Below are 21772 nucleotides of genomic sequence, written 5' to 3'. Positions count from 1 at the left end.
GGATCTCCCCGGCCGTGCCCCGGGCTACGCCGCCGGGCCACGGGCCCGCGCCAGCAGCACGTACCGCTCGTCGTCCACCGGGCCGCCCCACAGCTCCGGGTCCCCGGCGAGCGACTCGACCCGGACCTCCCGGGCCAGCGGCCCGACCGCCGCCGCCAGCTCCGCCGCGCCCACGCCCCCGTGCCACGGCAGGGTGTCCGGTCCCGCCGCGTACGGCTCCGCGCCGCCCGTCTGCCGCCAGCGGCCCTCGACCAGCACCAGCCGGCCGCCGGGCCGCAGCCGTATCACCCACTGCCGGAGCGCGGCCACCGGGTCCGGCAGCGTCCACAGCAGGTGCCGCGCCAGCACCACGTCGAACCGCTGCCCGCCCGTCGGCGGCTCCTCCGCCGCCCCGACGGCGAACTCCGCCACCACCCCGGCCCGCAGCGCCTTCCCGCGCGCCGCCGCCACCATCCGCGGCGACAGATCCACCCCCGTCACCCGGTGCCCCGCGCCGGCCAGCAGCACCGCCAACGACCCGGTGCCGCAGCCGGCGTCCAGCACCTCGGCGCCCGTGCCGGGCACCCACTCCGCCAGCCGCCGCGCCCACGCGGCCCGGACCGGCTCCGCCCGCAGCCCGTGGTCCGGCTCCTCGTCGAACGCCGCCGCGGCGGCGTCCCAGTACGCCGCGATGGCACTGCCGTGCTGTTCGCTCATGACGGCCATGCTCGCACCCGCCACTGACAGTCACCGCTGGTGCGGCCCGCCGGTACACCGCGGCGCCGCCCGAGGCACCGTCCGGTGGCTCAAACGGCGCTCGGCGCCCGTCGCGTCCCGTGCGTCAGGCGTGCGGCCCCGTCAGATGCCGCCGAGGCCCTCACGGCTCACCGCGCCGAGGAACGCCGTCCACGAGCCGGCCGGGAAGCCGAGGAGCGGCCCGGTGGGGTTCTTGGAGTCGCGCACGGCCAGCAGACGCGGCGCCGACGACCTCACCTCCACACAGGCCCCGTTCCCCCCCGAATGAGACGACTTCGTCCACACGTACGTGCTGACTTGCCCAACTGCCATGGTCGCTCCGGAACTTGTCGGTCGGGTGTGATTGCCGTGACCGTACTAGTCCGGATCGCCATATGATGTCCCGCTTCACTCGACCGGATGGACCGCCGTCCACTTCCCTTCCCACCACCGTCACAGCGGTGTATATTCCGCGATCTTCAACTTGTCAGGGGCCTGTCACATCCGGGTGCGGTACTCCTCGGCCAGGCCGATCATGAAGCGGCGCGTCGCCTCCGGGCTGAGCGCCTGCGCCCGCAGGTGCTCGTACATGACGCTGTAGTACTGGACGTCGTGGGGCTTCTCCAGATAGAGATCACTCGTCCCGCCCTCCAGGTAGATCACCGTGGAGTCGGTCGCCTCGGGGAACTCCAGAATCGCGTACTGCCCGTTCACGCCGGGGTGCGCCCCCGCCGAGAACGGCATCACCTGGAGCGTGACGTGCGGCAGTCGCGAGCACTCCACCAGCCGGTGAAGCTGCTCCACCATCGTGGGTATGCCGCCGACCGCGCGGCGCAGGGCCGCCTCGTCCACCACGGCCCACATCCGCAGGGGGTTCTTCTCGTCCCAGACGCGCTGCTGACGGCGCAGCCGCACCTGGACCCGGCTGTTGACCTCGTCGTGGCCCACCTCGGGCAGGGCGCCCGATATGACGGCCGCCGCGTACGCCTGGGTCTGGAGCAGCCCCGGAACGACCTGGGGCTCGTAGACACGTAACGAGGACGCGTCGGTCTCCAGGCCGATGTAGACGCTGTAACTGGGCGACAGCTCGGCGAAGGCGTGCCACCAGCCCTGCTGGCGGGACTCCCTGGCCATCTGCATCAGCGACTCGACGAGCCGGGAGTCCTCGACCTCGTACACACCGCACAGGTCCCGGACGTCCCGCGGGCTGATGCTGCGGCGGCCGTTCTCCAGCCTGCTGATCTTCGACTGCGAGACCAGCAGTCTGTCCGCGACCTCCTCCGCGGTCATGCCGCGTTCCTCACGGAGCCGCCTGAGCTCCTGGCCGAGCCTGCGTCGCCGGACAGTGGGATTGACGTTTCCCGCCACGGACTTGTGCACCTCCGTCGATCTGGAAAGACCGCTGCTGCTGTGAGCAGAGTGCCACTTGGCACGGGGCGCCCGCTGGGAATTCGTGCGAGAGAGCGGCTGATCACAAGCACGGGGTGCGGCGGCGGACCGTTTCCGGCCGTCACCACACCCCCTGCTCGCATGCGGCTCCCGGTTGGCTCAAAGTGCCGTCGTGTCCCTGTGCCGTACGCCTAGTGCGACAGCGAGGGACGGACCACGGCTCTCGTCACTCCTCTCCGCCGAGACGTTTCGGCGACTTGATGGGACTGTCCGACCACAGCCATGGCCGCGGGCACCGGCGTGTGTCCCGTCTTGCGCGTCGCGGTCTGCTGCTGCGGACGTCGCGCCGCCGCCGCCTGGCCGGCCACACCGTTCTGGACGTCCATCACGGCGTGGGCCACCAGGCCGCCCATCGGGTCGTGCCTGATCAGATCCCGCAGCCGGGAGCGGGAGGACCGCCCCTCGTTGCCGGGATACAGATGCTTGCCCAGGCCCACGGCGTGAGCCAGTGCCGCCAGCGCCGCGGTCCGCGCGTCCGGTGGCGTACCGGTACGGATCGCGGTGTCCAGCCGAGCCCGGATCTGCCTGCTGACCGCGGTGTCCGTCGCCTGGTACCGGGTCGTCGGCAGAACTCCGCACATCTGGTTGTCCACCGCGTGCACCATGCCGCAGCGTTCCAGATGCGAGAGATACGTCTGGCGGAGCCCGAGTCTGGGCCCGCCGATCCAGTGGACGGCCCGCACCGGGCTGCCGCGCCTGCGCAACAGCTCCAGAGCGGAGTCCAGCGTCGGATCTCCGGTCGGCCGTGGCAGCACCACGGCTATTCGGTCCCCATCTGGGGCTATCCGTCCCGCCAGTGCCAGCTCGACGAGCTGTGCCCCGGCAAGGCCGAGGTCGAGCGACTGTGGCTGCGCTGTGGTGCCCGTGGCCGGGTCCAGAGCGAGCAGCAGCAGCTCTTCCGGAATGGTTCTACGACTCCTGCCCATCCATGCCTCCCCGCGTGGATGAAAGACAGGGTGACGCCTCTCACATGTTCTGTCGAGAGCGCGTGGTGGATTTGGGAGGGAACCCGTAGATATGTCGTTGTCGTCCTTGTGCGTGGGCAGCAGGTTTTCGCTACCACCGGCATGGCGTACCGAGGTGCACAGGACCCGGCAAACTGGTAGGGCCAGCGGCCAGTTCTGGAACGAGGAACAGGGAGGTACGGGTGTCGGGCGAGTCCCCGGACATTTCGGATCGGGATCGGGAGCAGGAGTCATCGGAGAAGACGTCCGGGAGGCCCGGAAGGGTTCCCCGGGGCGCGGAGGTTCCCGGGGACACGGACACGGACACGGAAACGGCGGCCGGCGAGGACACGGAGGGCGCGGCGGAGGTGCCGGAGGAGGCTCCGCGGCCGATAGATCCCAGAACCATGGCGATGCGGCGCGTCCCGGAGCAGGGGGAGCGGGCTCCGGTTCCGGAGGCGAAGGCGGAAGCGGCTTCGAAGGCGGACGAGCCCGACGACGGGCCGGGGGACGATCACGCCACCAGCGTGCTGCGACTGCCCGAGACGGACGACAAGACCGGCGACCGCGAGACCACCTCCCTGCGCGTACCCGACGACGACGAACCCGAGGACGAACCCGAGGACCAGCCCGAGGACGGACCGGGGGACGAGCCCGAGGACGACCACGCGACCAGCGTCCTGCGACTGCCCGAGACGGACGACAAAACGGGCGACCGCAAGACCACCTCCCTGCGCGTACCCGACGACGACGAACCCGAGGACCAGCCGGAGGACGAACCCGAGGACGACCACGCCACCAGCGTCCTGCGGCTGCCGGAGGCCGAGCCCGAAGACGGCGACGGCGACCGGACCAGCGTCCTCCCGCTGCCGGCCGAGCCGGCGGAGGCGCCGGAACCGCCCGCCGCCGCCCCGCCCCGCCAAGAGACGTGTGCGTCGGGAACCGGCCGCTCCGCCGAAGCCCGCCGCCGAGCCGCCCGTTCCCGACGCACAGCGCGATCCGCTGGATCTGCTGGCCGAGTTGACCAACCGCCCGGCGCCGCCGCCGACTCCGCTGCGGACAGTCGCGCGCCGTGTGAAAATCTGGACGCCGCTGCTCGTCCTGCTGGCGATCGCGTTCGTCATCGCCCAGTCGCTGCGCCCGCTGCCCGAACCGACGCTGGAGATGACGGCGGCCCGGACCCACACCTTCGACGGGACGTCACCGACCGCGCCCTGGCCGGACCAGGGCCAGGCCGTGCTCGACGTCGAGGGGCTGGGGACGTTCGGCTCGTCCGGCGAGCAGGAGCCGGTGCCCATCGCGTCCGTGGCGAAGGTGATGACGGCCTACGTCGTCCTGGAGAACCACCCCATGGCCGAGGACGGCGACGGCGAGATGATCCCCGTCGACCAACAGGCCGAGGACGACGCGGCGCTGAGCAACGACGGCGAGTCGACCGTCGAGGTGGAGGCGGGGTCCTCGATCACCCAGCGGGAGGCCCTCCAGGCGATATTGATCGCTTCCGCGAACAACGTGGCCCGGCTGCTGGCCCGTTGGGACGCGGGCTCGGAGGAGGAGTTCGTCGCCGAGATGAACGAGACCGCCGCCGAGCTGGGCATGGAGAACACCACCTACACCGACCCCAGCGGCCTGAGCGACGACACGGTCTCCACCGCCGAGGACCAGGTGATCCTGGCCAAGGCGGCGATGGACGACCCGGTGTTCCGCGCGATCGTGGCCATGCCGAGCTACGAGGACAGCCTGGGCGCGACGCACACCAACTGGAACCACCTGGTCCCGGTGAACGGCGTCATCGGCATCAAGACCGGCACCACCACGGCCGCGGGCGGCAATTTGCTGTTCGCCGCCGAGCAGGAGATCGGCGGTACCCGGCAGCTCATCGTCGGCGCCGTGCTGGCGCAGCCGCCGCACCCGTCCGACAACTCCATCCTCACCGGGGCGTTGACGGCCGGGGACACGCTGATCCGGTTCGCGCAGGAGGAGTTGCGCGCGGAGACCGTGCTGAACGAGGGAGACGTCGTCGGGTATGTGGACGACGGACTCGGCGGGCGGACACCGGTCGTGGCCGCCGAGGACGTGCAGGCGGTCGGCTGGGCCGGTCTTGAGGTCGAACTGGAGCTGTCGGCGGGCGAGGAGGGCGTTCCCGGCTCGGGCGACGCGGGCACCCGGGTCGGCGTGCTCACCGTGGGTGGCGGTCCGGACCGGGTGACCGTGCCGGTCGCGGCGGGCGGGGGGCTCGGGCGAACCGGGTTCTCCGAACGCCCCCCGCCGGTGGGGGGGTGCCCGGCCGCTATCACGTACAAGCTTAAGCTTTCTGTAAAAACTTCTCATAGTTTTTTTTTTTCTCGAGCAGAATCCGCAATACGAGTTTTCTGCCTTCCTCGTGGCCTCGGAGTGGTGTATAAGAGACGGGCGCTTCACGGCGATCCTCGACAAGGCGGAGAACTACCGCCCGCCCCACTACTGACCGGCCCGCCCCTCTGCTGACGCCGGCCACTGGCCTCCGGTGCCCCCGCCGGTCCTTCCGGGGAGCGGAACGCGGCGATCCGTCCTAGTCTCGACGCGTCGGTCCGTTCTCCCGCAGGGTGGCGATCCCATGGCACCTCCGCACGGCCGTCACGACCCGAGCACGGCCCGGTTCCCCGAGGGGTTCGTGTGGGGGACGGCGACCTCCAGCTATCAGATCGAGGGCGCCGTGCGCGCGGACGGCCGACTGCCCTCGATCTGGGACACCTTCACGCACACCCCGGGCCGCGTCCACCGTAACCAGACCGGTGACCTGGCCGACGACCACTACCACCGCTACCCCGAGGACGTGTCCCTGCTGGCCGACCTCGGGGTGACGCACTACCGCTTCTCCCTCGCCTGGCCGCGTCTCCAGCCCGAGGGGTACGGGCCGCTGAACGGCGCCGGCCTGGACTTCTACAGCCGCCTGCTGGACAGCCTGCTCGACCACGGCATCAGCCCCTGGGTGACGCTCTACCACTGGGACCTGCCCCAGACCCTGGAGGACTCCGGCGGCTGGCCGCGCCGCGAGACGGCCGAGCACTTCGCGGCGTACGCGGCGCTCGTCCACCAGCGGCTGGGCGACCGGGTGGAGCACTGGACGACGCTGAACGAGCCGTGGTGCTCCGCGTTCCTCGGTTACGCGGCCGGGGTTCACGCGCCCGGCAGGACCGACGGCGCGGCGGCGCTGCGCGCGGCCCACCATCTGCTCCTGGGGCACGGCCTGGCCGTCCGGGCGCTGCGGGAGCAGGGTGCGGGCGCGATCGGCGTGACGCTGAACCTGGCGCCGGTGGAGGCGGCTTCGCCGGAGCGCGCGGCCGACCGGGACGCGGCCCGCCGGGTGGACGGGCTGGTGAACCGGTTCTTCCTGGACCCACTGCTGCGCGGCGCGTATCCGGCCGACGTGCTGGCGGACGTGGCGGACGTGACCGGGACGGAGCATGTGCGCGACGGTGATCTGGCGCTGATCGGCGCCCCGTTGGACTTCCTCGGCGTCAACTACTACACGCCTCTGGTGGTGCGGCGGCGCGACGCCCCGACGCCGGGCGGGCCGACGCCGTGGGGGGGCGCGGCGGACGTGGAAACGGTCAAACGAGGTCTGCCCGAGACGGCGATGGGCTGGGAGATCGCGCCGGACGGCCTGTACCGGACGCTGACGCGGGTGTGGCGCGAGTACGGGCCGCCGCCGTTGTACGTGACGGAGAACGGCGCGGCGTTCGACGACCGCGTCACCCCGGAGGGGCGGGTGTGCGACGAGGAGCGGCGTGGGTTCCTGGAGAGCCATATCGCCGCCGCGCACCGGGCGTTGGCGGCAGGGGCGGATGTGCGCGGCTTCTTCGTGTGGTCGCTGCTGGACAACTTCGAGTGGGCGGAGGGCTATGCCAAGCGGTTCGGCCTGGTCCACGTGGACTTCGAGACGCAGCGGCGGACGATGAAGGACAGCGGACGCTGGTTCGCGGAGATCACCCGGGCCAACGCCCTGTAGCCGCGCGGGCCTTCACCCGGCTGTGGCGGAGGGCCAGGCGGCCAGGGCGAGTTCGGCGACGCGGGTCAGTTCGGCCTGGGTGGCGCCGTCCCTGGCCTGCTGGGACATGCCCTGGATCACCGTCGCGAAGTACCGGGCGGGGGCGTGGGGGTCGGTGTCGGCGGGGAGTTCGCCCGTCGCGCGGGCGGTGCGCAGGCGGTCCTCGAAACGTGCCAGGTTCCGGTTGCGCAGGTCGCGCAGGAAGGCCAGGATTCCGGCGTCCTGCGGGGTGACGTTGGTGGCGGCCGAGATGGTGAGGCAGCCCGCCGGGTGCGCGGGGTCCGCGTAGACGAGGGCGGCCTCGTGGAGAACGCGGGAGAACGCGCCGCGCGCGGTGGGCTCCTCGGCGAACGCGATGTCCAGGAAGGCGCCCGGCGGCGTGCGGCCGTACGCGGCCACCGCTTCCTCGAAGAGGCTCTTCTTGTCGCCGAAGGCCGCGTAGAGGCTGGCGGGCCGCACACCCATCGCCCGGGTCAACTCGCCGATGGACGTGGCCTCGTAGCCGCGCTCCCAGAACAACCGGATGGCCTGGACGAGCGCGGCGTCCCGGTCGAATCCGCGCGGGCGGCCACGCCCGGTGGCGCCATCCCCTGCGGCGGTGCTGTTCATGCCCACCATTCTAGAGCGTTCGCTCAAAAAGCGTGCTACGGTCTTTCTTGAACGATCGCTCAAGAAATCGGAAGGCGGGTCGGGACCATGGCCGGAGCAGGGACGACGGACAGGACGGCGGACAGGACGACGGACACGACGGCGGGCAGGCTCGGGGGCAAGGTCGCCCTGGTCACCGGCGGCAGCCGGGGCATCGGCCGGGCCATCGCGGAGCGGCTGGGCCGGGAGGGCGCGATCGTGGCCGTCGCCTACGCCCGGGACGACGCGGCGGCGGCCGGGGTCGTCGAGCGGATCGGGGCGAACGGCGGCCGGGCGTTCGCGATCCGCGCGGAGCTGGGCAGCCATGGCGACGCGGCGGCGCTGTGGGCCGCGTTCGACCGGCACCGGCCGGACGGTGCCGTGGACATCATCGTCAACAACGCCGCGATAGCCCGCAGTTCGGATCTGGCGACATTGACCGAGGAGGAGTTCGACCAGGTCTTCGCGGTGAACGTGCGCGCGCCGTTCTTCCTCGTCCGCGAGGCGCTGGGGCGGCTGCGCGACGGTGGCCGGATCATCAACGTCTCCAGCGGCGTCACCCGGATCGCGCACCCCGAGATCATCGCCTACAGCTCCACCAAGGGCGCGCTGGACACCTTCACGCTCAACCTCGCCAAGCAGCTCGGCCCGCGCGGCATCACGGTGAACTCGGTGGCCCCCGGCATCATCGACACGGACGTCAACGCCGAGTGGCTGCGCACCGATCCGGAAGCGGCGGCCTGGGCCGTCTCGATCTCGGCGCTGGGCCGGGTCGGCCGGCCCGAGGATGTCGCGGACGTGGTCGCCTTCGTGGCGTCGGACGACGCCCGCTGGGTGACGGGCCGGGTGATCGACGTGACGGGCGGCTCCATGCTCTGACCCGCCGGGCGCCGTCAGTCCGGCAGGTCGCGGGCCGACGCCTCCGTCAACAGGCTGTGGAGAAACAGGAGGGACTCGTCCGGGGAGAGCGCCATGTCGCGGAGCAGGTCGAACGACAGCTTCAACTTCTCGACGTCCACCGGGTTTTCGTACAGGTCACCGTTCCTGCTGCTCTCGATGTACGCGATCGACGTGCCGTTCGGCATCCACAGGATGGTCAGGGAGCCGCCGAGCAGGTCGTGCAGGCCCGCCGACAGCGGGAGGCCCTGGATCGTGGTCCGGGGCTGGGTCGCCTGCTCGGCCAGGTGGGCGAGTTGACGGCGCCAGGCCGCCGGGTCCGTGGTCGGCCGGCGCAGCACCGACTCGTCCAGGATGGCGCGGTAGTACGGCGGGTCGTCCTGGCGCAGGATGTCCTGGCGGCTGATCCGGACCGAGACCTTCTCCTCCAGCTCGTGCTCGTCCTCCGGGCGGCCGGACGCCAGGAGTTCGCGGGCGTACTCCTCGGTCTGGAGGAGACCGGGCACGGTGCTGGGGTTGTACTCGTAGCGGACGTTGGCCTGGCCCTCCAGCTCCATGAACCGCTTGTACTTGTCCGCGAACGCGTCCTGCCGGGCCAGAGTCCACAGGAGCTGGAGCAGGTTGCCCGTGCCGTACACCTCGTCCAGCGCCTTGACCGTCGGCAGGTCGCCCAGCCGGGCGCCGGTCTCCAGCTTGTGCAGATAGCTGCGGTCGAACCGCACCTGCTCCGCCAGTTGGGCCAGGGACCAGCCGGCCTCCTCGCGCAGCCGGGCCAGTTCGCGCATCAGCATCTTCCTGGCATTCGGCCTGCGGTCGGGGTCGGACTTGCGTACGGCCATCGACAACTCCTTTGTGGGCGCTGCGGTACGGGACACGCGGGAACACTGGCCAACGTCCGAGCGCCTTCGGATGCTGGTAACCGCCCCCTTACGCAGAGCCTAGAGAGGTCACGCCGGATGACGGCCAGCAGCCAGGAGCCGCACAGTCAGGAGATCGAAATCGGCGCCCTGGCGCGGGACATCGATCTCGACCGGGTGATGTCTGTGTACGGTAGACGGCGGCGGGCCTGCGGTAGATGAGACTGGGCCTCTTCGTGGGCAGCGTCGGGTGTGTATAGGAGACGGGTTACCGGCTCAGGCCGATCAAGGGCGGCCCGGCGTGGGAGGCGGGACCGGAGACGGTCCAGCCGCTGAAGGCGAGCGACCTGCTGCGGGAGAAGGTGCGCCAGGCCAACCGCCGCAGCGCCGGCGGCCTGTTGTGACCACCGGCCGTCGTGGCGCTCCCGTGGGTCAGGCGCAGGTGTCGAGCAGCGCGCCGAGCTGGTCGCGTTCGGCCTCGGTGACGGTCAGTTCGTAGGTGTGCTTCACGGAGGTCCAGGCCAGCGCGTAGGTGCAGTGGAACGCCTCGGCCGGGGGCAGCCATTCGTCCGGGGACTGGTCGCCCTTGTCGCTGTTGACGCGGTCGTTGACCGCGAGGAGCTGCGGGTGGTCGAGGTCGTTGGCGAACGCCTCGCGCTCGTCCTCGGTCCAGGCGTCGGCGCCCGAGCGCCAGGCGTTGGCCAGGGGGACCATGTGGTCGATGTCGATGTCGGCCGGGTCCGTGTACTCCTGCTCCTCGTAGGGGCTGAACCAGGTGCCGGACTCGGGCTGGCAGCCGTCGTCCACCTCGACGTTCTCGCCGTCGCGCTGGAGCACGAGCTGCCGGACGGTGCAGCCGTCCACCTCGGCCCAGTGCGGGAATTCGTCCCGCGAGTACCCGGTCATCGGGCGCGGGTCGGCGACGGTGAGGGCGGCGAGCTGGTCGCGGGCCTCGTCGGGGGTGGGCAGGCCGGGGAGCGTGGATCCCGACTCCGGGTCCGGCTCGGTTCCCGGGTCCGAGCCGGGCGGCGACTCCCCCGTCCCGTCCGGGACTTCGGAGTCGCCGGTCTCCACCGGCGGGTCCGCCACCGTGGACTCCGCGTCACAACTCCCCAGCAGCAGAACCGTCGTTGCCGTCGCGACCGTGGCCGCCATCATCCGAGCGGGAACACCGCGCATGCGCTCCGCCCCTCCTAACGCACCGTAGTACCAGCAGGTGAGACCGTAACCTTTTGGATGCCCGGAGGATTAGCACAACGAACACTCAGCACAGGAAGGGTGCGACCAAATGAAGCGCGCACGGTGGCCGTTCGTTGCGGCAGTGACAGTCGGGATCTCGGCGTTCGCGGGCGGTGTGGCCCAGGCGGACGAGCACTACGCCGGAGAGACCACCATCGGGCCGAGGTTCGGGCTGATCCAGACCGGCCAGATCGACGACCCGCTGGAGGACGTGCTGGAGCACGCCTCGATCCTGGGCGGTGACACGGTCCAGTACGACTGACACAGCCGGACACCGGCAGCCGCCCGGGCCCGCCCTCCAGGCCGGCCCGGCGGTGTCGCCTCACCCGGACGCCGCGCCGGGTGGCGGGAGGGCGCGGGGGCGCCAACCCTGGGCGTACGAGGGAGGTGCGTACGCCGTGGGTATCGGTAGCGGTGTCGGTGCGGACCGGTTCGGCGTGGTGCCGCTCGACGGCGAACCGGCCAGGGACCCGACGCTGGCCGGTGGCAAGGCCGCCGGTCTGGCCCGCGCCCGCGCGGCCGGCCTCCCCGTGCTGCCCGGCTTCGTGATCACGCCCCGGACGGCGGACGGCCCCCACGACGACGCCGGTGAGGCGGCGCTGCGGCGGGCGTGGCGGGAGCTGGCCGCGGACGGCGGGCCGCTGGCCGTACGGTCCTCCTCCGCCGTCGAGGACGCGGCGAACTCCTCCATGGCGGGCCGGTTCGCGACGGTGCTCGACGTGCGCGGCTGGGCGGAGTTCACCGCCGCCGTGCGCACGGTCCTGGCCTCGGCGGCGCACGGCGGCGCCGATCCGGCCGGTATGGCGGTGCTGGTGCAGCCGATGGCGCGGCCGGTGGTGGGCGGCGTGATGTTCGGCGCCGACCCGGTCTCCGGGCGGCGCGACCGGATGCTGGTCAGCGCGGTGCGCGGCGGGCCGGGACGGCTGGTCGACGGGTCGGCGCAGGGCGTCCGCTACCGGCTCACCCGGCTGGGCCGCCTGGTGTCCGTGGAGCCGCCCGAGCCGCACCGGCACCGCCGCCGGGTGCTGAACCGGCGGCGACTGGCCCGGCTGGTGCAGTTGGCGCGGCGGACCGAACGGGCGCTGGGCGCGCCCCAGGACATCGAGTTCGGCTTCGACGGCGACGACCGGCTGTGGCTGTTCCAGGCCAGGCCCATCACGGCGATGGCCGTCCGGGCGCCGCGCGGCGCCCGGCTGCTGGGCCCCGGGCCGGTGGCCGAGACGTTCCCCCGGGTGCTCCAGCCGCTGGAGGAGGATCTGTGGGTGGCGCCGATGGCGCACGGGCTGACGCTCGCGCTGGACATCGCGGGCACCGCGCCGCGCCGCACGCTGCGGGCGTGTCCCCCGGTGACGACGGTCGGCGGGCGGGTCGCGGCGGATCTGCGGCTGCTCGGCGCGATCCCGTCGGCGCATCCGGTGCTCGACTTCGTGAACCCCGTCCCCGGTGCCCGCCGCGCGTCGGCGGCCTGGCGGATCGGGCGGCTGCGGACGGCGCTGCCGCTGCTCGCGCTGGACCTGCTGGCCGACGTGGACCGGGAGCTGGCCGAGCTGCCCGCGCCGGGGGCGATGCTCAGCGGGCAGATGCGGGCGGCGCTGGCGTGGGGCCGTTCCGTGCGGGCGGCCCTGCACGCGCAGGAGTCCCTGGCCGGGGCGCTGCTCGGGCCGGGACCCGGCGCGACGGCCGCCGGCGAGGCACTCGCCGTGCTGGCCGAGGTACGGGCGCTGGCGGGCGGCGCGGTGCCCGGCGACGAGGAGCTGATCGCCCGGCACCCCGTGCTGCTGACGCTGCTGCCGCCGTCGCTGGCCCGGCCCGGCCGGCTGCCGGAGCCGACCGGCTGGACCGGCGCGCCGCGCGGCGTCGCGGCGCTGCCGGTGCGGGAGGGGCTGCGGCTGCGTGTGCGGTGGGTGCAGGAGATGCAGGCGCGGCTGGTGCGGGAGTTCGCGGCCCGGCTGACGGCGGCCGGCCGGACGGGCGCGCCGGGGCGGCTGTCCGTGCTGCGCTGGCACGAGCTGACGGCGGCGCTGGACGACGGCGGTCTGCCGCCGGACCCGCCGCCGGGCCGGGAGCCGCGCCCGCCCGCGCCGGAGCTGCCCGCCGCGTTCCGGCTCGGGGCGGACGGACGGCCGGTGCCGGAACGGCTCGGGCGCGGCACGCCGGAGGGCGGCGGGCAGGCGGCGGGCGGCGGCTTCGGCACCGGGACGGCGTGGCACGGAACGGGCGACCGGCCGCCGGGCGCGGTGCTGGTCGTGCGGTCCCTCGACCCGGCGCTGGCGCCGGGGCTGCCGGGCCTGGCCGGGCTGGTCGCCGAGACCGGCAGCGTGCTGTCGCACCGGGCGGTGCTGGCCCGCGGGTACCGGGTGCCGGCCGTGGTGGGCGTGGCGGGCGCGCTGGGCCGTTTCCCGCCCGGCGCCGAGGTCGCGGTCGACGGCACCACGGGCGCGGTGACCTGAAGCGATGCGGGCCGCGACCTGCCTCGGCTATCTCCTCGGCGCCGTGTCGGCGGGGGGCGCGGCGCTGTACATGGTCGTCTACCTCTACCGGGGGGAGTGGCAGCGCGCGCTGATGTGCGGGGGGCTGCTGCTGGTGCTGGAGGTGCTGCTGGTGGGTTCGGTGCTGCTGTCCCGGATGGGGCGGCTGCGCCAGGAGGTGACCGACGCGGACGCCCGGACGGAGGCGGTACTGCGGCGGCTGGAGCAGTCCCGGGGCCCCGACCCGGCCGGGCACCGTTTCCGCTGGCTGGACGGCGGCGGGAACGGGAGCGGCGGGCGGACGTTCGTCTTCGTACCGGTGCTGATGGCGGCGGGCGCGGCGCTGGCCGGGGTGGCGCTGCTGGGGCAGAAGCTCGCCGCCGCGACGGCCAGGCCCGGCGCGGAACGGCGGCTGGCGGGCCGGCTGGCACGCCTGACCGCGCCGCCGGGCGGGGTCAGGGGGAACGGACCGGCCTCGCTCGGCGACATCCCGCCCGTGCCGCCCGCCCGGCCCCGGCGGGCGGTGGCGGTGGCCGTGCTGGTGGCGGCCGGGGCGGTGGGCGCCTGGCTGGTGGTGGACGCGTTGTCGGACGCCACGCAGACCCGGCCCTCGGCCGCGCCGGACGCGGCGGCGAGCGCGATCGTGTTCCGGGTGGAGCTGCGCGACGGCGGCGACGACGGGGGCGGTGGGGGCGGCGTGGAGCAGGCTGCCCGCGCGCTGTGGGAGGAGTGCCGCCGTTCCACGTCGGTGCCGCTGGACCACGCGCCGCTGACCGCGCTGGAGGCCGGTGTCTTCGCGGGCGTGGCGCGGCCCGCGCTGAGCGCGCACGATCTGCACCGGCTGCGCGGCTGCCTGAGCGACGCGCGGGCGGACCGGGTGCGGGCCGAGGTGCTGGGCGCCGGGCAGGCCGGGACGGACGGGTGAGCCGCTGTCGATCATGCGATGACCAGTTGGATTGGACACATCACTCGACGTCGTGCTGGGCTGCCGGGTTAGCGTGTCCGTTCCGTTCGTCCCCTGATGCCCCGGTGGTGATCTTGTGCCCGTTCTGTCCGCCGCGCCCTCCCCGACCCCGGTGGCGGCCCCCGCGCTCCCCGAGCGCCCGCGGCCGACTCCCCGGCTCGTGGCCCGCCGGGCGGGCAAGGCGGTGGCCGTCTGCGCCCTCGGCTACCTCGCGCTGTGGCTGGTCACCGTCCTCGGCACGCTCGGCGTGTCGTTCCTGGCCCAGCAGCAGTACTCGTCCGGCGAGCGCGTCGGCGGGGTCAACCACTTCCTCCAGGTGGACGACAAGCTGTGGCGCGGCTCGGCCCCCGGCCCGGAAGGGTACGAGGAGCTGGCCGAACGCGGCGTGCGCACCGTGATCGACCTGCGCGCCGAGGATCTGTCCGAGCACCAGCTCTCGCTGCCGGGCGAGGCGGGGCTCGACCTGATCAGCATGCCGATCCGGGACGGGCAGACGCCGACCGGCGAGCAGGTCGACCAGTTCCTGGCGGCGGTCGAGTCCGCCCCGGGCCCGGTCTTCGTGCACTGCGGCGCGGGTGTCGGCCGCACCGGCGCGGTCACGGCCGCGTACCTCGTCGCGACGGAGCAGGCGGACGCGGGCGAGGCGACGCTGCGGAACCGGGCCGGGGGCCCGCCGTCGCTGGAGCAGATCTACTACGCCCTGCCCGCCGACCCCGGCGAAGCGGACCAGCCGCCGCTCGCCGTGCAGGCCGTCAGCCGTCTGATGGACGCGCCCCGCCGGATCAACGCCTCGCTGTCGATCTTCTGACCGGCCCGGCCGCGCCGGGCGGCCGATGCCGCCCGGACGGCCCCGTTTCGCCCGGCCGGTCCCTACCCCGGCCGTGCCGGGGCGGGCGGCGCGGCGGGCGGCGTGGCGGGGATTGTCACCGCTCCGGCTCTCCAGCGACGCCGCGCGGGGGACGAACCCTGGGGCATGCCCGCCCACTTTCACGCCTACCACTGGCAGGGAGAACGCCGCCTGTTCGACCAGGAGGCCGACCGGCGGCCCGGGACGCCGCCCTCGCCCGGCTTCCTCACCAATCCCTGCACGCCGCTGCGGATCAACCACTGGCTGCTGCGCCCCGCCACCGCGATCACCAGGACCTGCGCGGACGCGGCGGAGGCGGCGGCGTGGTTCCGCCGCGAGTCGGAACGGGCCGCCCCCGCGTTCGCCGTGGAAGACGACCGCGCGACGCTCCCCTCCCGCGTCGAGGCCGCCGCCGCGCGCCTGGCCCGGGGCGAGGACGTCCACGCCGGGTGGTACCTGCGCGGCACGGGGTTCCTGACCCTCGACACGATCGGCTGCTCCCCCAACCGGGCCGACCCCGGCCTGCCCTGCCCGCTGGGCCGCGCCCACCCCTGACGGGGCGGGCGCGGGCACCGGCCGGCCGGAACGCCGGGCGGGGCTACTCCTCCTCCAGCCGCGCGAGCCACTCGTGGACGACGAGCGCCGTGGTCTCGGCGTGCTCGTTCATCATCGTCTGGTGGTTGCCGGTCGTCTCCAGCGTCTCGTGCTCTATCTCCCACGCGGTCGTCCAGCGGCGGCCCGCGCCGGCCGTCTCGTCGGCGGACTGCTGCGGCATCCGTTCGTTCGCCCGGATCAGCGCGACCGGCGCGCCGACCGTCTCGGGCTGCCAGCCCTCGAACAGCTCCAGGTACGCGCCCTGCGCCGTCACCTGCGCCTCGGTCATCAGCGCGAACGCCTGGTCGTTGACCGCGATACCGCGCAACTGGCCCTCGATGTGCTCCTCGGGGATCTCGTCCTTGGGGAACCAGGTGTCCAGCAGCACCACGCCCTCCGGCGCCAGGCCGCGCGCCTCCAGCCGGGCGGCGATGGCGTGCGCCAGCCAGCCGCCCGACGAGTACCCGGCGAGCGCCACCGGCCGGCCGGCGAACTCCCTGGCCACGGCGTCGGCGTGCATGTCCACCACCAGATCGCCGGTGGCGGGCAGCAGCTCGCCGTCGCCGAAGCCGGGGTGCGGCAGCGCGTACACGTCGCGCAGCCCGTGCAGGTGGAGGGCGAGCCGGGCGAAGTTGTGCGGGCCGGAGGGGGCGACCATCGACGGCAGGCAGACGAGGGTCGGCGCGGCCGGGCCGGAGGCCAGCTTCACCGGTTCGGCCGGCTTGCCGAACTCGGCGGGCGTGCGGAAAACCGGCCGCAGCTTGGCGGCGGCCTGGAGGACGCCGATGCCCTCGGTGAACTTGCCCATCGCGCACGCCTGCCGGTACAGGTCGCGCACCCCGGCCGGGCCGGTGGCGGCCCGCTCGGGCGCCGCGGTCTCCTGCCCGGCGGGGGCGCCGGTGGTGGCCGGGCGGCGGGCGGCGAGCACCGTGCCGAGGTGGCGGGCCAGCTCGGCGGCGGTCGGGTGCTCGAAGACGACGGGCGTGGCGAGCGTCATGCCGATGGCGGCGACGAGGCGGCGGCGCAGCTCCACGGAGGCGAGGGAGTCGAAGCCGAGTTCGAGGAAGCGGCGCTCGGGGTCCACGTCCCCCGGCGAGGCGTGCCCGAGGACGGCGGCGGCCTCGGCGCGGACCAGTTCGAGCAGCGCGCGGGCGCGGTCGGCCTCCGGCAGCGCCGCGTAGTCCACGGCGCCGGGGGCGGGCTCGTCGGCCGGCTCGCCGGAGGGCCCGGTCCCGGCGGCCTCCGGGCGGCGCAGCGCGTCGAAGAACCGGCCGGGGCGGGCGGAGGTGAGCAGCGGCAGGAAACGGTCCCAGTCGACGTCCGCGACGGTGACGGCCGTCTCGCCGGAGGCGACGGCCCCGGTCAGGGCGGTCACGGCCGCGTCGGGCGCCAGCGGGATCAGGCCGCGGCGCTCCAGGTGGTCGCGGAGCGCGGGCTCGGCGCCCATCCCGGCCTCGGCCCAGGGACCGAAGGCGACGGCGGTGGCGGCCAGGCCGCGCGCGCGGCGGTGGGAGGCGAGGGCGTCGAGGTAGGCGTTGCCCGCGCTGTAGGCGGTCTGGCCGCCGCTGCCCCAGGTCGCGGAGATGGAGGAGAGCAGGACGAACGCCTCCAGCTCGGTGCCGCCCAGATTGTCAAGCAGCGCGTCCAGGTGCGCCGCGCCGGCGACCTTGCCCGCCACCACCTCGGCGAACTCGCCCAGCTCCAGGTCGGCCAGCGGCGCGATCCGGCCGCTGACACCCGCCGCGTGCACCACGGCGGTCAACGGTTCGTCGCCGTCCGACAGCGCGACCAGCAGGCCGGTGAGCTGCCCGGGGTCCGCGATGTCGCACGCCTCGACGGTGGCCTCGGCGCCGAGCGCGGCCAGCTCCTCGACCAGCTCCCGCGCGCCGGGCGCGGCCGGGCCGCGGCGGCTGGTGAGCACGAGGCGGCGCGCGCCGTCGCGGGCGAGGCGGCGCGCGGCCCGCGCGCCGAGGGCGCCGGTGCCGCCGGTGATCAGCACGGTGCCGCGCGGGCGCCACGGCCCGGCGGGCCCGGCGGGCGCGGGGCCGGCCTCGACCAGGCGCGGCCCGAGCAGCCCGCCGGCGCGGGCCGCGAGCTGGTCCTCGCCGCCGGGCGCGGGGAGGGCGGCGCCGAACCAGGCGAGGGTCTGGTCGTCCAGGTCGGCCGGGATGTCCACCAGGCCGCCCCAGGCGCCGGGCCGTTCCAGGGCGAGGGCCCGGCCCAGGCCCCACACCATGGCCTGGGCGGGGTCGGCCACCGGGTCGTCGGCGCCGGTGGCGACCGCCCCGCGGGTGGCGCACCACAGCGGCGCGGTCAGGTCGAGGTCGCCGAGGGCCTGGGCCAGGACACAGGTCAGCGCGAGGCCGTCGTTGAGCGCGGGGTGGTCGCGGTGCGGGGTGGTGTCGAGGGCGAGGAGCGACAGGACGCCGCCCACGGCACGGCCCTCGGCGGTGACGTGCTTCTCCAGCAGCTCGCGGAGGCGGGCGCGGGCGGCCCGGGCGGCGTCGCCGGTCAGCGGCAGGGGGACGACCTCGCCGCCGAGACGTTCCACGATCCAGGAGACGCGGGAGACCAGCTCGTCGTCGGCTCCGGCGGGCGGCGTCAGCAGCGGCCAGACGCCGGTCAGGACGGGGGTGGCGGTGGCGCCCGCGGTGAGGGCGGCGGTGGCGGTGTGGCCGGCGGGCAGCGGCTGCCACGTGGTGCGGTAACGGCCGCTGCCGGAGCCCGCGGCGCGGCGCGCGGCCGGGGCCGAGGCGGCCCGGGGGCCGGGGAGCTGCTCGATCCAGTACCGCCTGCGCTGGAAGGCGTAGGTGGGCAGCTCGGTGTGGGTGGCGCCCCGGTCCTCGTAGACGGCGGGCCAGTCGACGGGCAGGCCCCGCACGTTCAGCTCGGCCAGCGCGGTGAGCAGGGTGACGGCCTCGGGGCGGCCCGCGCGGGAGGCGGCGGCGAGGACGAGGTCCCCGGCGTCGGCCGCGGCGGCGGCCTCCTCCGGCAGGCAGGCGGGGGCGAGCGCGGGGAGGACGGCGTCGGGCCCGATCTCCAGGAACGCGGTGGCGCCCTCGGCGTGCAGGCGGCGCGTGCCGGCGAGGAAACGGACCGGCTCGCGCACGTGGCGGGCCCAGTAGGCGGGCGAGGTCAGCTCGGCGTCGGTGGCGAGGCGGCCGGTGACGTTGGAGACGATCGGCAGGGCCGGGGGGTGGAGCGTGACGCGCTCGGCGACCGTGCGGAACGCGTCGAGCATGTCGTCCATGTGAGGCGAGTGGAAGGCGTGGCTGACGGTGAGCCGTTTGGTCTTCCGGCCGTGCGCGGCCCACTCGGCGGCGATCCGCTCGGCGGCGTCGGCGTCCCCGGCGATCACGGTGGCGGCCGGGCCGTTGACTGCGGCGACGGCGACCCGGCCGGCGGATCCGGCGAGCGAGGCGAGGACTTCCTCCTCGGTGGCCTGGAGCGCGATCATCGCCCCACCGGGGCGGCAGGACTGCATCAACCGGCCCCGGGCGGCGACCAGTTCGCAGGCGTCGTCCAGGGTGAGCACCCCGGCTACGTGGGCGGCGGTCAACTCGCCGATGGAGTGCCCGATGAGGACGCCGGGGGTGACGCCCCAGGACTCCAGGAGCCGGAACAGCGCGGTCTCGAACGCGAACAGCGCGCACTGCGTGTACGCGGTGCGGTCCAGCTCGGCCGCGTCCGGGGTGCCGGGCGGTGCGAACATCACGTCGCGCAGCGGGCGTTCGAGGTGGGGCCGGAAACGGGCGCAGATCTCGTCCAGCGCCCGGGCGAACGCGGGGTAGGCCGCGTACAGTTCGCGTCCCATGCCGGGGCGCTGGCTGCCCTGCCCGGTGAACAGGAAGGCCGTTCTGCTCTGTTCGATCAGCGGCCGGACCGCGCCGCGCACCACGCCGGGGGCGGTCCCGCCCTCGGCCAGCGCGGCGAGCGCCCGGGTCAACTGGGCGCGCCCGTCCTGTCGTTCGTCCCCGTGCGCGCCGGAGGCCGCGCCCGTACGGCCGCTGACGACGGCGACGGCGCGGTGCTCGAAACGGGTGCGCCCGGCGAGTGAGAAGCCCGTGTCGAGGGGCGTCAGGTCCGGGTGCTCCGCGAGGTGCGCGCCGAGCCGGGCGGCCTGGGCGCGGAGCGCGCCCTCGGTGCGGGCGGTCAGCACGACGGGCAGCGGCGCGGGCTCGGTGCGCGGCTCCTCGGCCGGTGCCTCCTCGATCAGCGCGTGGGCGTTGGTGCCGCTGACGCCGAACGCGGAGACCGCCGCGCGGCGCGGCCGTCCGTCGCCGCGCCAGGGGGTGTCCTCGGTGAGCAGGACGACGTCGCCGGCCGACCAGTCCACGTACGGGGACGCGTCGGTGACGTGCAGGGTCCTGGGCAGCACGCCGTGCCGCATGGCCTGCACCATCTTGATGACCCCGGCGACGCCCGCGGCGGCCTGGGTGTGGCCGATGTTGGACTTCAGCGAGCCGAGGTAGAGGGGCCGGCCGGCGGGCCGGTCCTGGCCGTAGGTGGCGATCAGGGCCTGGGCCTCGATGGGGTCGCCGAGGGCGGTGCCGGTGCCGTGGGCCTCGACGGCGTCCACGTCGGCGGGGCGCAGCCCGGCGTTGGCCAGGGCCTGCCGGATCAGGCGCTGCTGGGAGGGGCCGTTGGGCGCGGTCAGGCCGTTGCTCGCGCCGTCCTGGTTGATGGCGGTGCCGCGCAGCACGGCCAGGACGCGGTGGCCCCGGCGGCGGGCGGTGGAGAGCCGTTCCAGCAGGACCATCCCGGCGCCCTCGGCCCAGCCGGTGCCGTCGGCGTCGGCGGAGAACGCCTTGCACCGCCCGTCGGGGGCGAGGCCGCGCTTGCGGCTGAACTCCAGCAGCATGCCGGGCGTGGACATCACGGTCACGCCGCCGGCCAGCGCGAGGTCGCACTCGCCCGAGCGCAGCGCCTGCCCGGCCAGGTGCATGGCGACCAGGGACGAGGAGCACTGGGTGTCGACGGTGAGGGCGGGCCCCTCGAAGCCGAACGTGTACGCGACGCGTCCGGCGACGACGCCGAGCGCGTTGCCGGTGAGGAGCTGGCCCTGAGCCTCGCTCGGCGCCTCGTGCCAGGCGGGGCCGTAGTCCTGGAGGGAGACGCCGGTGAAGACGCCGGTGCGGCTGCCGCGCAGCGAGTGCGGGTCGATGCCGGCGCGCTCCAGCGCCTCCCAGGAGACCTCCAGCATCAGCCGCTGCTGCGGGTCGAGTGCGGTGGCCTCGCGCGGGCCGATGCCGAAGAAGCCGGGGTCGAACTGGTCGATGTCGGGCAGGAACCCGCCGTGCCGCGTGTAGGCGGTGCCGACCCGGTCCGGGTCCGGGTCGTAGAGCGCGTCGAGGTCCCAGCCGCGTCCTTCGGGCAGGCCGCCGATGGCGTCGCGGCCGTCGCGGACCAGCTCCCACAGCGCCTCGGGCGAGTCGGCGCCGCCGGGCAGCCGGCAGGCCATGCCGACGATCGCGATCGGGTCGCCGGCGCCGTCGCCGAACCCCTGCGCCTCGGGCGCGATGGTGTCGCCGCCGAGGCCGAGCACCTCGGTGCGCAGATAGGCGGCGACGGCCTCGGGGGTGGGCTGGTCGAAGAAGAGGGTGGCCGGCAGACGGACCCCGGTGGCGGCGGACAGCTCGGCGCGCAGCCGGTCGGCCAGGTGCCGGTAGATGCCCAGCCGGCGCCAGGGCGCCCGTTTCTCCACCGATCCCGCGCCGCCGTCCTGACCGGTGACGGAGACGACATGACCGGTTATCAGATCGAGAAGTGCCTCGTGCTGCGCGGGGACGGGCAGGGCCGTGAGCCTGCTCCGCCACACTTCGCACACGTCTTCGCGCACAGCCCCGGTCCGCCGCCGCTCGAATTCCCCGGAGTCGCTTGTCATTGCACCCAATTCCCTGGTGTTTGCCGACGAAATGACGAAGAACTCAACTCGATCAGAGTTGGCCCTCTTTCGGTCCGAGACGGACACATGTGACACACCGACCCGATGGCAACCCGATGACCTGCGACGATGCAGCGGCTGAGCTGACGGCCAGCGGTCTTCGCAGCCTAGGCCCAGGTGGTTCCCATTGTCGAGTTAAAACAGCGTGAATGTTACTCCGGAGGAGGTCGCGCGCCACTTGTGAGACTTGTTCAAAGA

General features: G+C 74.2%; 15 protein-coding genes and 1 pseudogene. 8 read left to right on the top strand and 8 right to left on the bottom strand.

Annotated features, from left to right (window positions below; all coding sequences use genetic code 11):
- Window positions 1–24 precede the first annotated feature (24 nt).
- From BN2279_RS05700 to BN2279_RS05685, 4 genes are all read right to left on the bottom strand, one after another.
- Window positions 25–696 (bottom strand): class I SAM-dependent methyltransferase, encoded by a 672-nt coding sequence (locus BN2279_RS05700; RefSeq protein WP_059007313.1) that lies wholly within the window; start codon window positions 694–696, stop codon window positions 25–27.
- A gap of 141 nt (window positions 697–837) precedes the next feature.
- Window positions 838–1047, bottom strand: coding sequence for a DUF397 domain-containing protein (locus tag BN2279_RS05695; RefSeq protein ID WP_059007062.1), 210 nt, complete (start codon window positions 1045–1047; stop codon window positions 838–840).
- A 165-nt stretch (window positions 1048–1212) separates the two neighbouring features.
- The gene (locus BN2279_RS05690) at window positions 1213–2082 is read right to left on the bottom strand and encodes a helix-turn-helix domain-containing protein (RefSeq protein ID WP_059007311.1); all 870 of its coding nucleotides are present in this window, start codon (window positions 2080–2082) and stop codon (window positions 1213–1215) included.
- A gap of 212 nt (window positions 2083–2294) precedes the next feature.
- On the bottom strand, window positions 2295–3089 hold the full coding sequence (locus tag BN2279_RS05685; protein WP_079031879.1) for a GOLPH3/VPS74 family protein: 795 nt from the start codon (window positions 3087–3089) through the stop codon (window positions 2295–2297).
- Window positions 3090–4037: 948 nt separating this feature from the next.
- Here BN2279_RS05685 and BN2279_RS27240 point away from each other — a divergent pair.
- Both BN2279_RS27240 and BN2279_RS05670 read left to right on the top strand, forming a co-directional pair.
- Window positions 4038–5594, top strand: a complete 1557-nt coding sequence (locus BN2279_RS27240) for a D-alanyl-D-alanine carboxypeptidase family protein (RefSeq protein ID WP_199827638.1) — start codon at window positions 4038–4040, stop codon at window positions 5592–5594.
- 109 nt (window positions 5595–5703) lie between these two features.
- Entirely contained in the window at window positions 5704–7098 is a 1395-nt protein-coding gene (locus BN2279_RS05670) for a GH1 family beta-glucosidase (RefSeq protein WP_059007059.1), read from the top strand.
- A gap of 12 nt (window positions 7099–7110) precedes the next feature.
- Here the strand turns inward: BN2279_RS05670 and BN2279_RS05665 are convergent, their stop codons facing one another.
- Window positions 7111–7746, bottom strand: a complete 636-nt coding sequence (locus tag BN2279_RS05665) for a TetR/AcrR family transcriptional regulator (RefSeq protein ID WP_104530953.1) — start codon at window positions 7744–7746, stop codon at window positions 7111–7113.
- A gap of 87 nt (window positions 7747–7833) precedes the next feature.
- Between BN2279_RS05665 and BN2279_RS05660 the strand changes: the two genes are divergently transcribed.
- Window positions 7834–8643 carry an SDR family oxidoreductase gene (locus tag BN2279_RS05660; protein ID WP_079031877.1) on the top strand — a complete coding sequence of 270 codons (810 nt, stop codon included), beginning with the start codon at window positions 7834–7836 and terminating at the stop codon, window positions 8641–8643.
- Between the two features lie 14 nt (window positions 8644–8657).
- On the opposite strand, the gene BN2279_RS05655 is transcribed toward BN2279_RS05660, so the two are convergent.
- Window positions 8658–9500, bottom strand: coding sequence for a helix-turn-helix domain-containing protein (locus BN2279_RS05655; RefSeq protein WP_104530943.1), 843 nt, complete (start codon window positions 9498–9500; stop codon window positions 8658–8660).
- Between the two features lie 450 nt (window positions 9501–9950).
- Window positions 9951–10697 (bottom strand): HNH endonuclease family protein, encoded by a 747-nt coding sequence (locus tag BN2279_RS05650; RefSeq protein ID WP_079031876.1) that lies wholly within the window; start codon window positions 10695–10697, stop codon window positions 9951–9953.
- Between the two features lie 142 nt (window positions 10698–10839).
- Between BN2279_RS05650 and BN2279_RS05645 the strand changes: the two genes are divergently transcribed.
- The 5 genes from BN2279_RS05645 (at window position 10840) to BN2279_RS05625 (ending at window position 15591) form a co-directional block, all read left to right on the top strand.
- Window positions 10840–11019: a hypothetical protein gene (locus tag BN2279_RS05645; RefSeq protein ID WP_234347486.1), complete on the top strand. Its 180-nt coding sequence runs from the start codon at window positions 10840–10842 to the stop codon at window positions 11017–11019.
- 136 nt (window positions 11020–11155) lie between these two features.
- Complete coding sequence (locus BN2279_RS05640) at window positions 11156–13207, top strand: PEP/pyruvate-binding domain-containing protein (RefSeq protein ID WP_079031875.1); 2052 nt, start codon at window positions 11156–11158, stop codon at window positions 13205–13207.
- A 4-nt stretch (window positions 13208–13211) separates the two neighbouring features.
- Entirely contained in the window at window positions 13212–14150 is a 939-nt protein-coding gene (locus BN2279_RS05635; protein WP_059007053.1) for a hypothetical protein, read from the top strand.
- A gap of 115 nt (window positions 14151–14265) precedes the next feature.
- Window positions 14266–14997 (top strand): protein tyrosine phosphatase family protein, encoded by a 732-nt coding sequence (locus BN2279_RS05630; protein WP_059007051.1) that lies wholly within the window; start codon window positions 14266–14268, stop codon window positions 14995–14997.
- Window positions 14998–15162: 165 nt separating this feature from the next.
- The gene (locus BN2279_RS05625; RefSeq protein WP_059007049.1) at window positions 15163–15591 is read left to right on the top strand and encodes a hypothetical protein; all 429 of its coding nucleotides are present in this window, start codon (window positions 15163–15165) and stop codon (window positions 15589–15591) included.
- A 43-nt stretch (window positions 15592–15634) separates the two neighbouring features.
- On the opposite strand, the pseudogene BN2279_RS31150 reads toward BN2279_RS05625, so the two are convergent.
- Window positions 15635–21442 (bottom strand): annotated as a pseudogene (locus BN2279_RS31150) (SDR family NAD(P)-dependent oxidoreductase); the annotation flags it as partial.
- Window positions 21443–21772 lie beyond the last annotated feature (330 nt).

The sequence above is a fragment of the Streptomyces specialis genome (genome assembly GCF_001493375.1).
Taxonomy (GTDB): Bacteria; Actinomycetota; Actinomycetes; order Streptomycetales; family Streptomycetaceae; genus Streptomyces; species Streptomyces specialis.
Note: the sequence above shows the minus strand (reverse complement) of the source record. Positions and strands in the feature narration are given on the sequence as shown.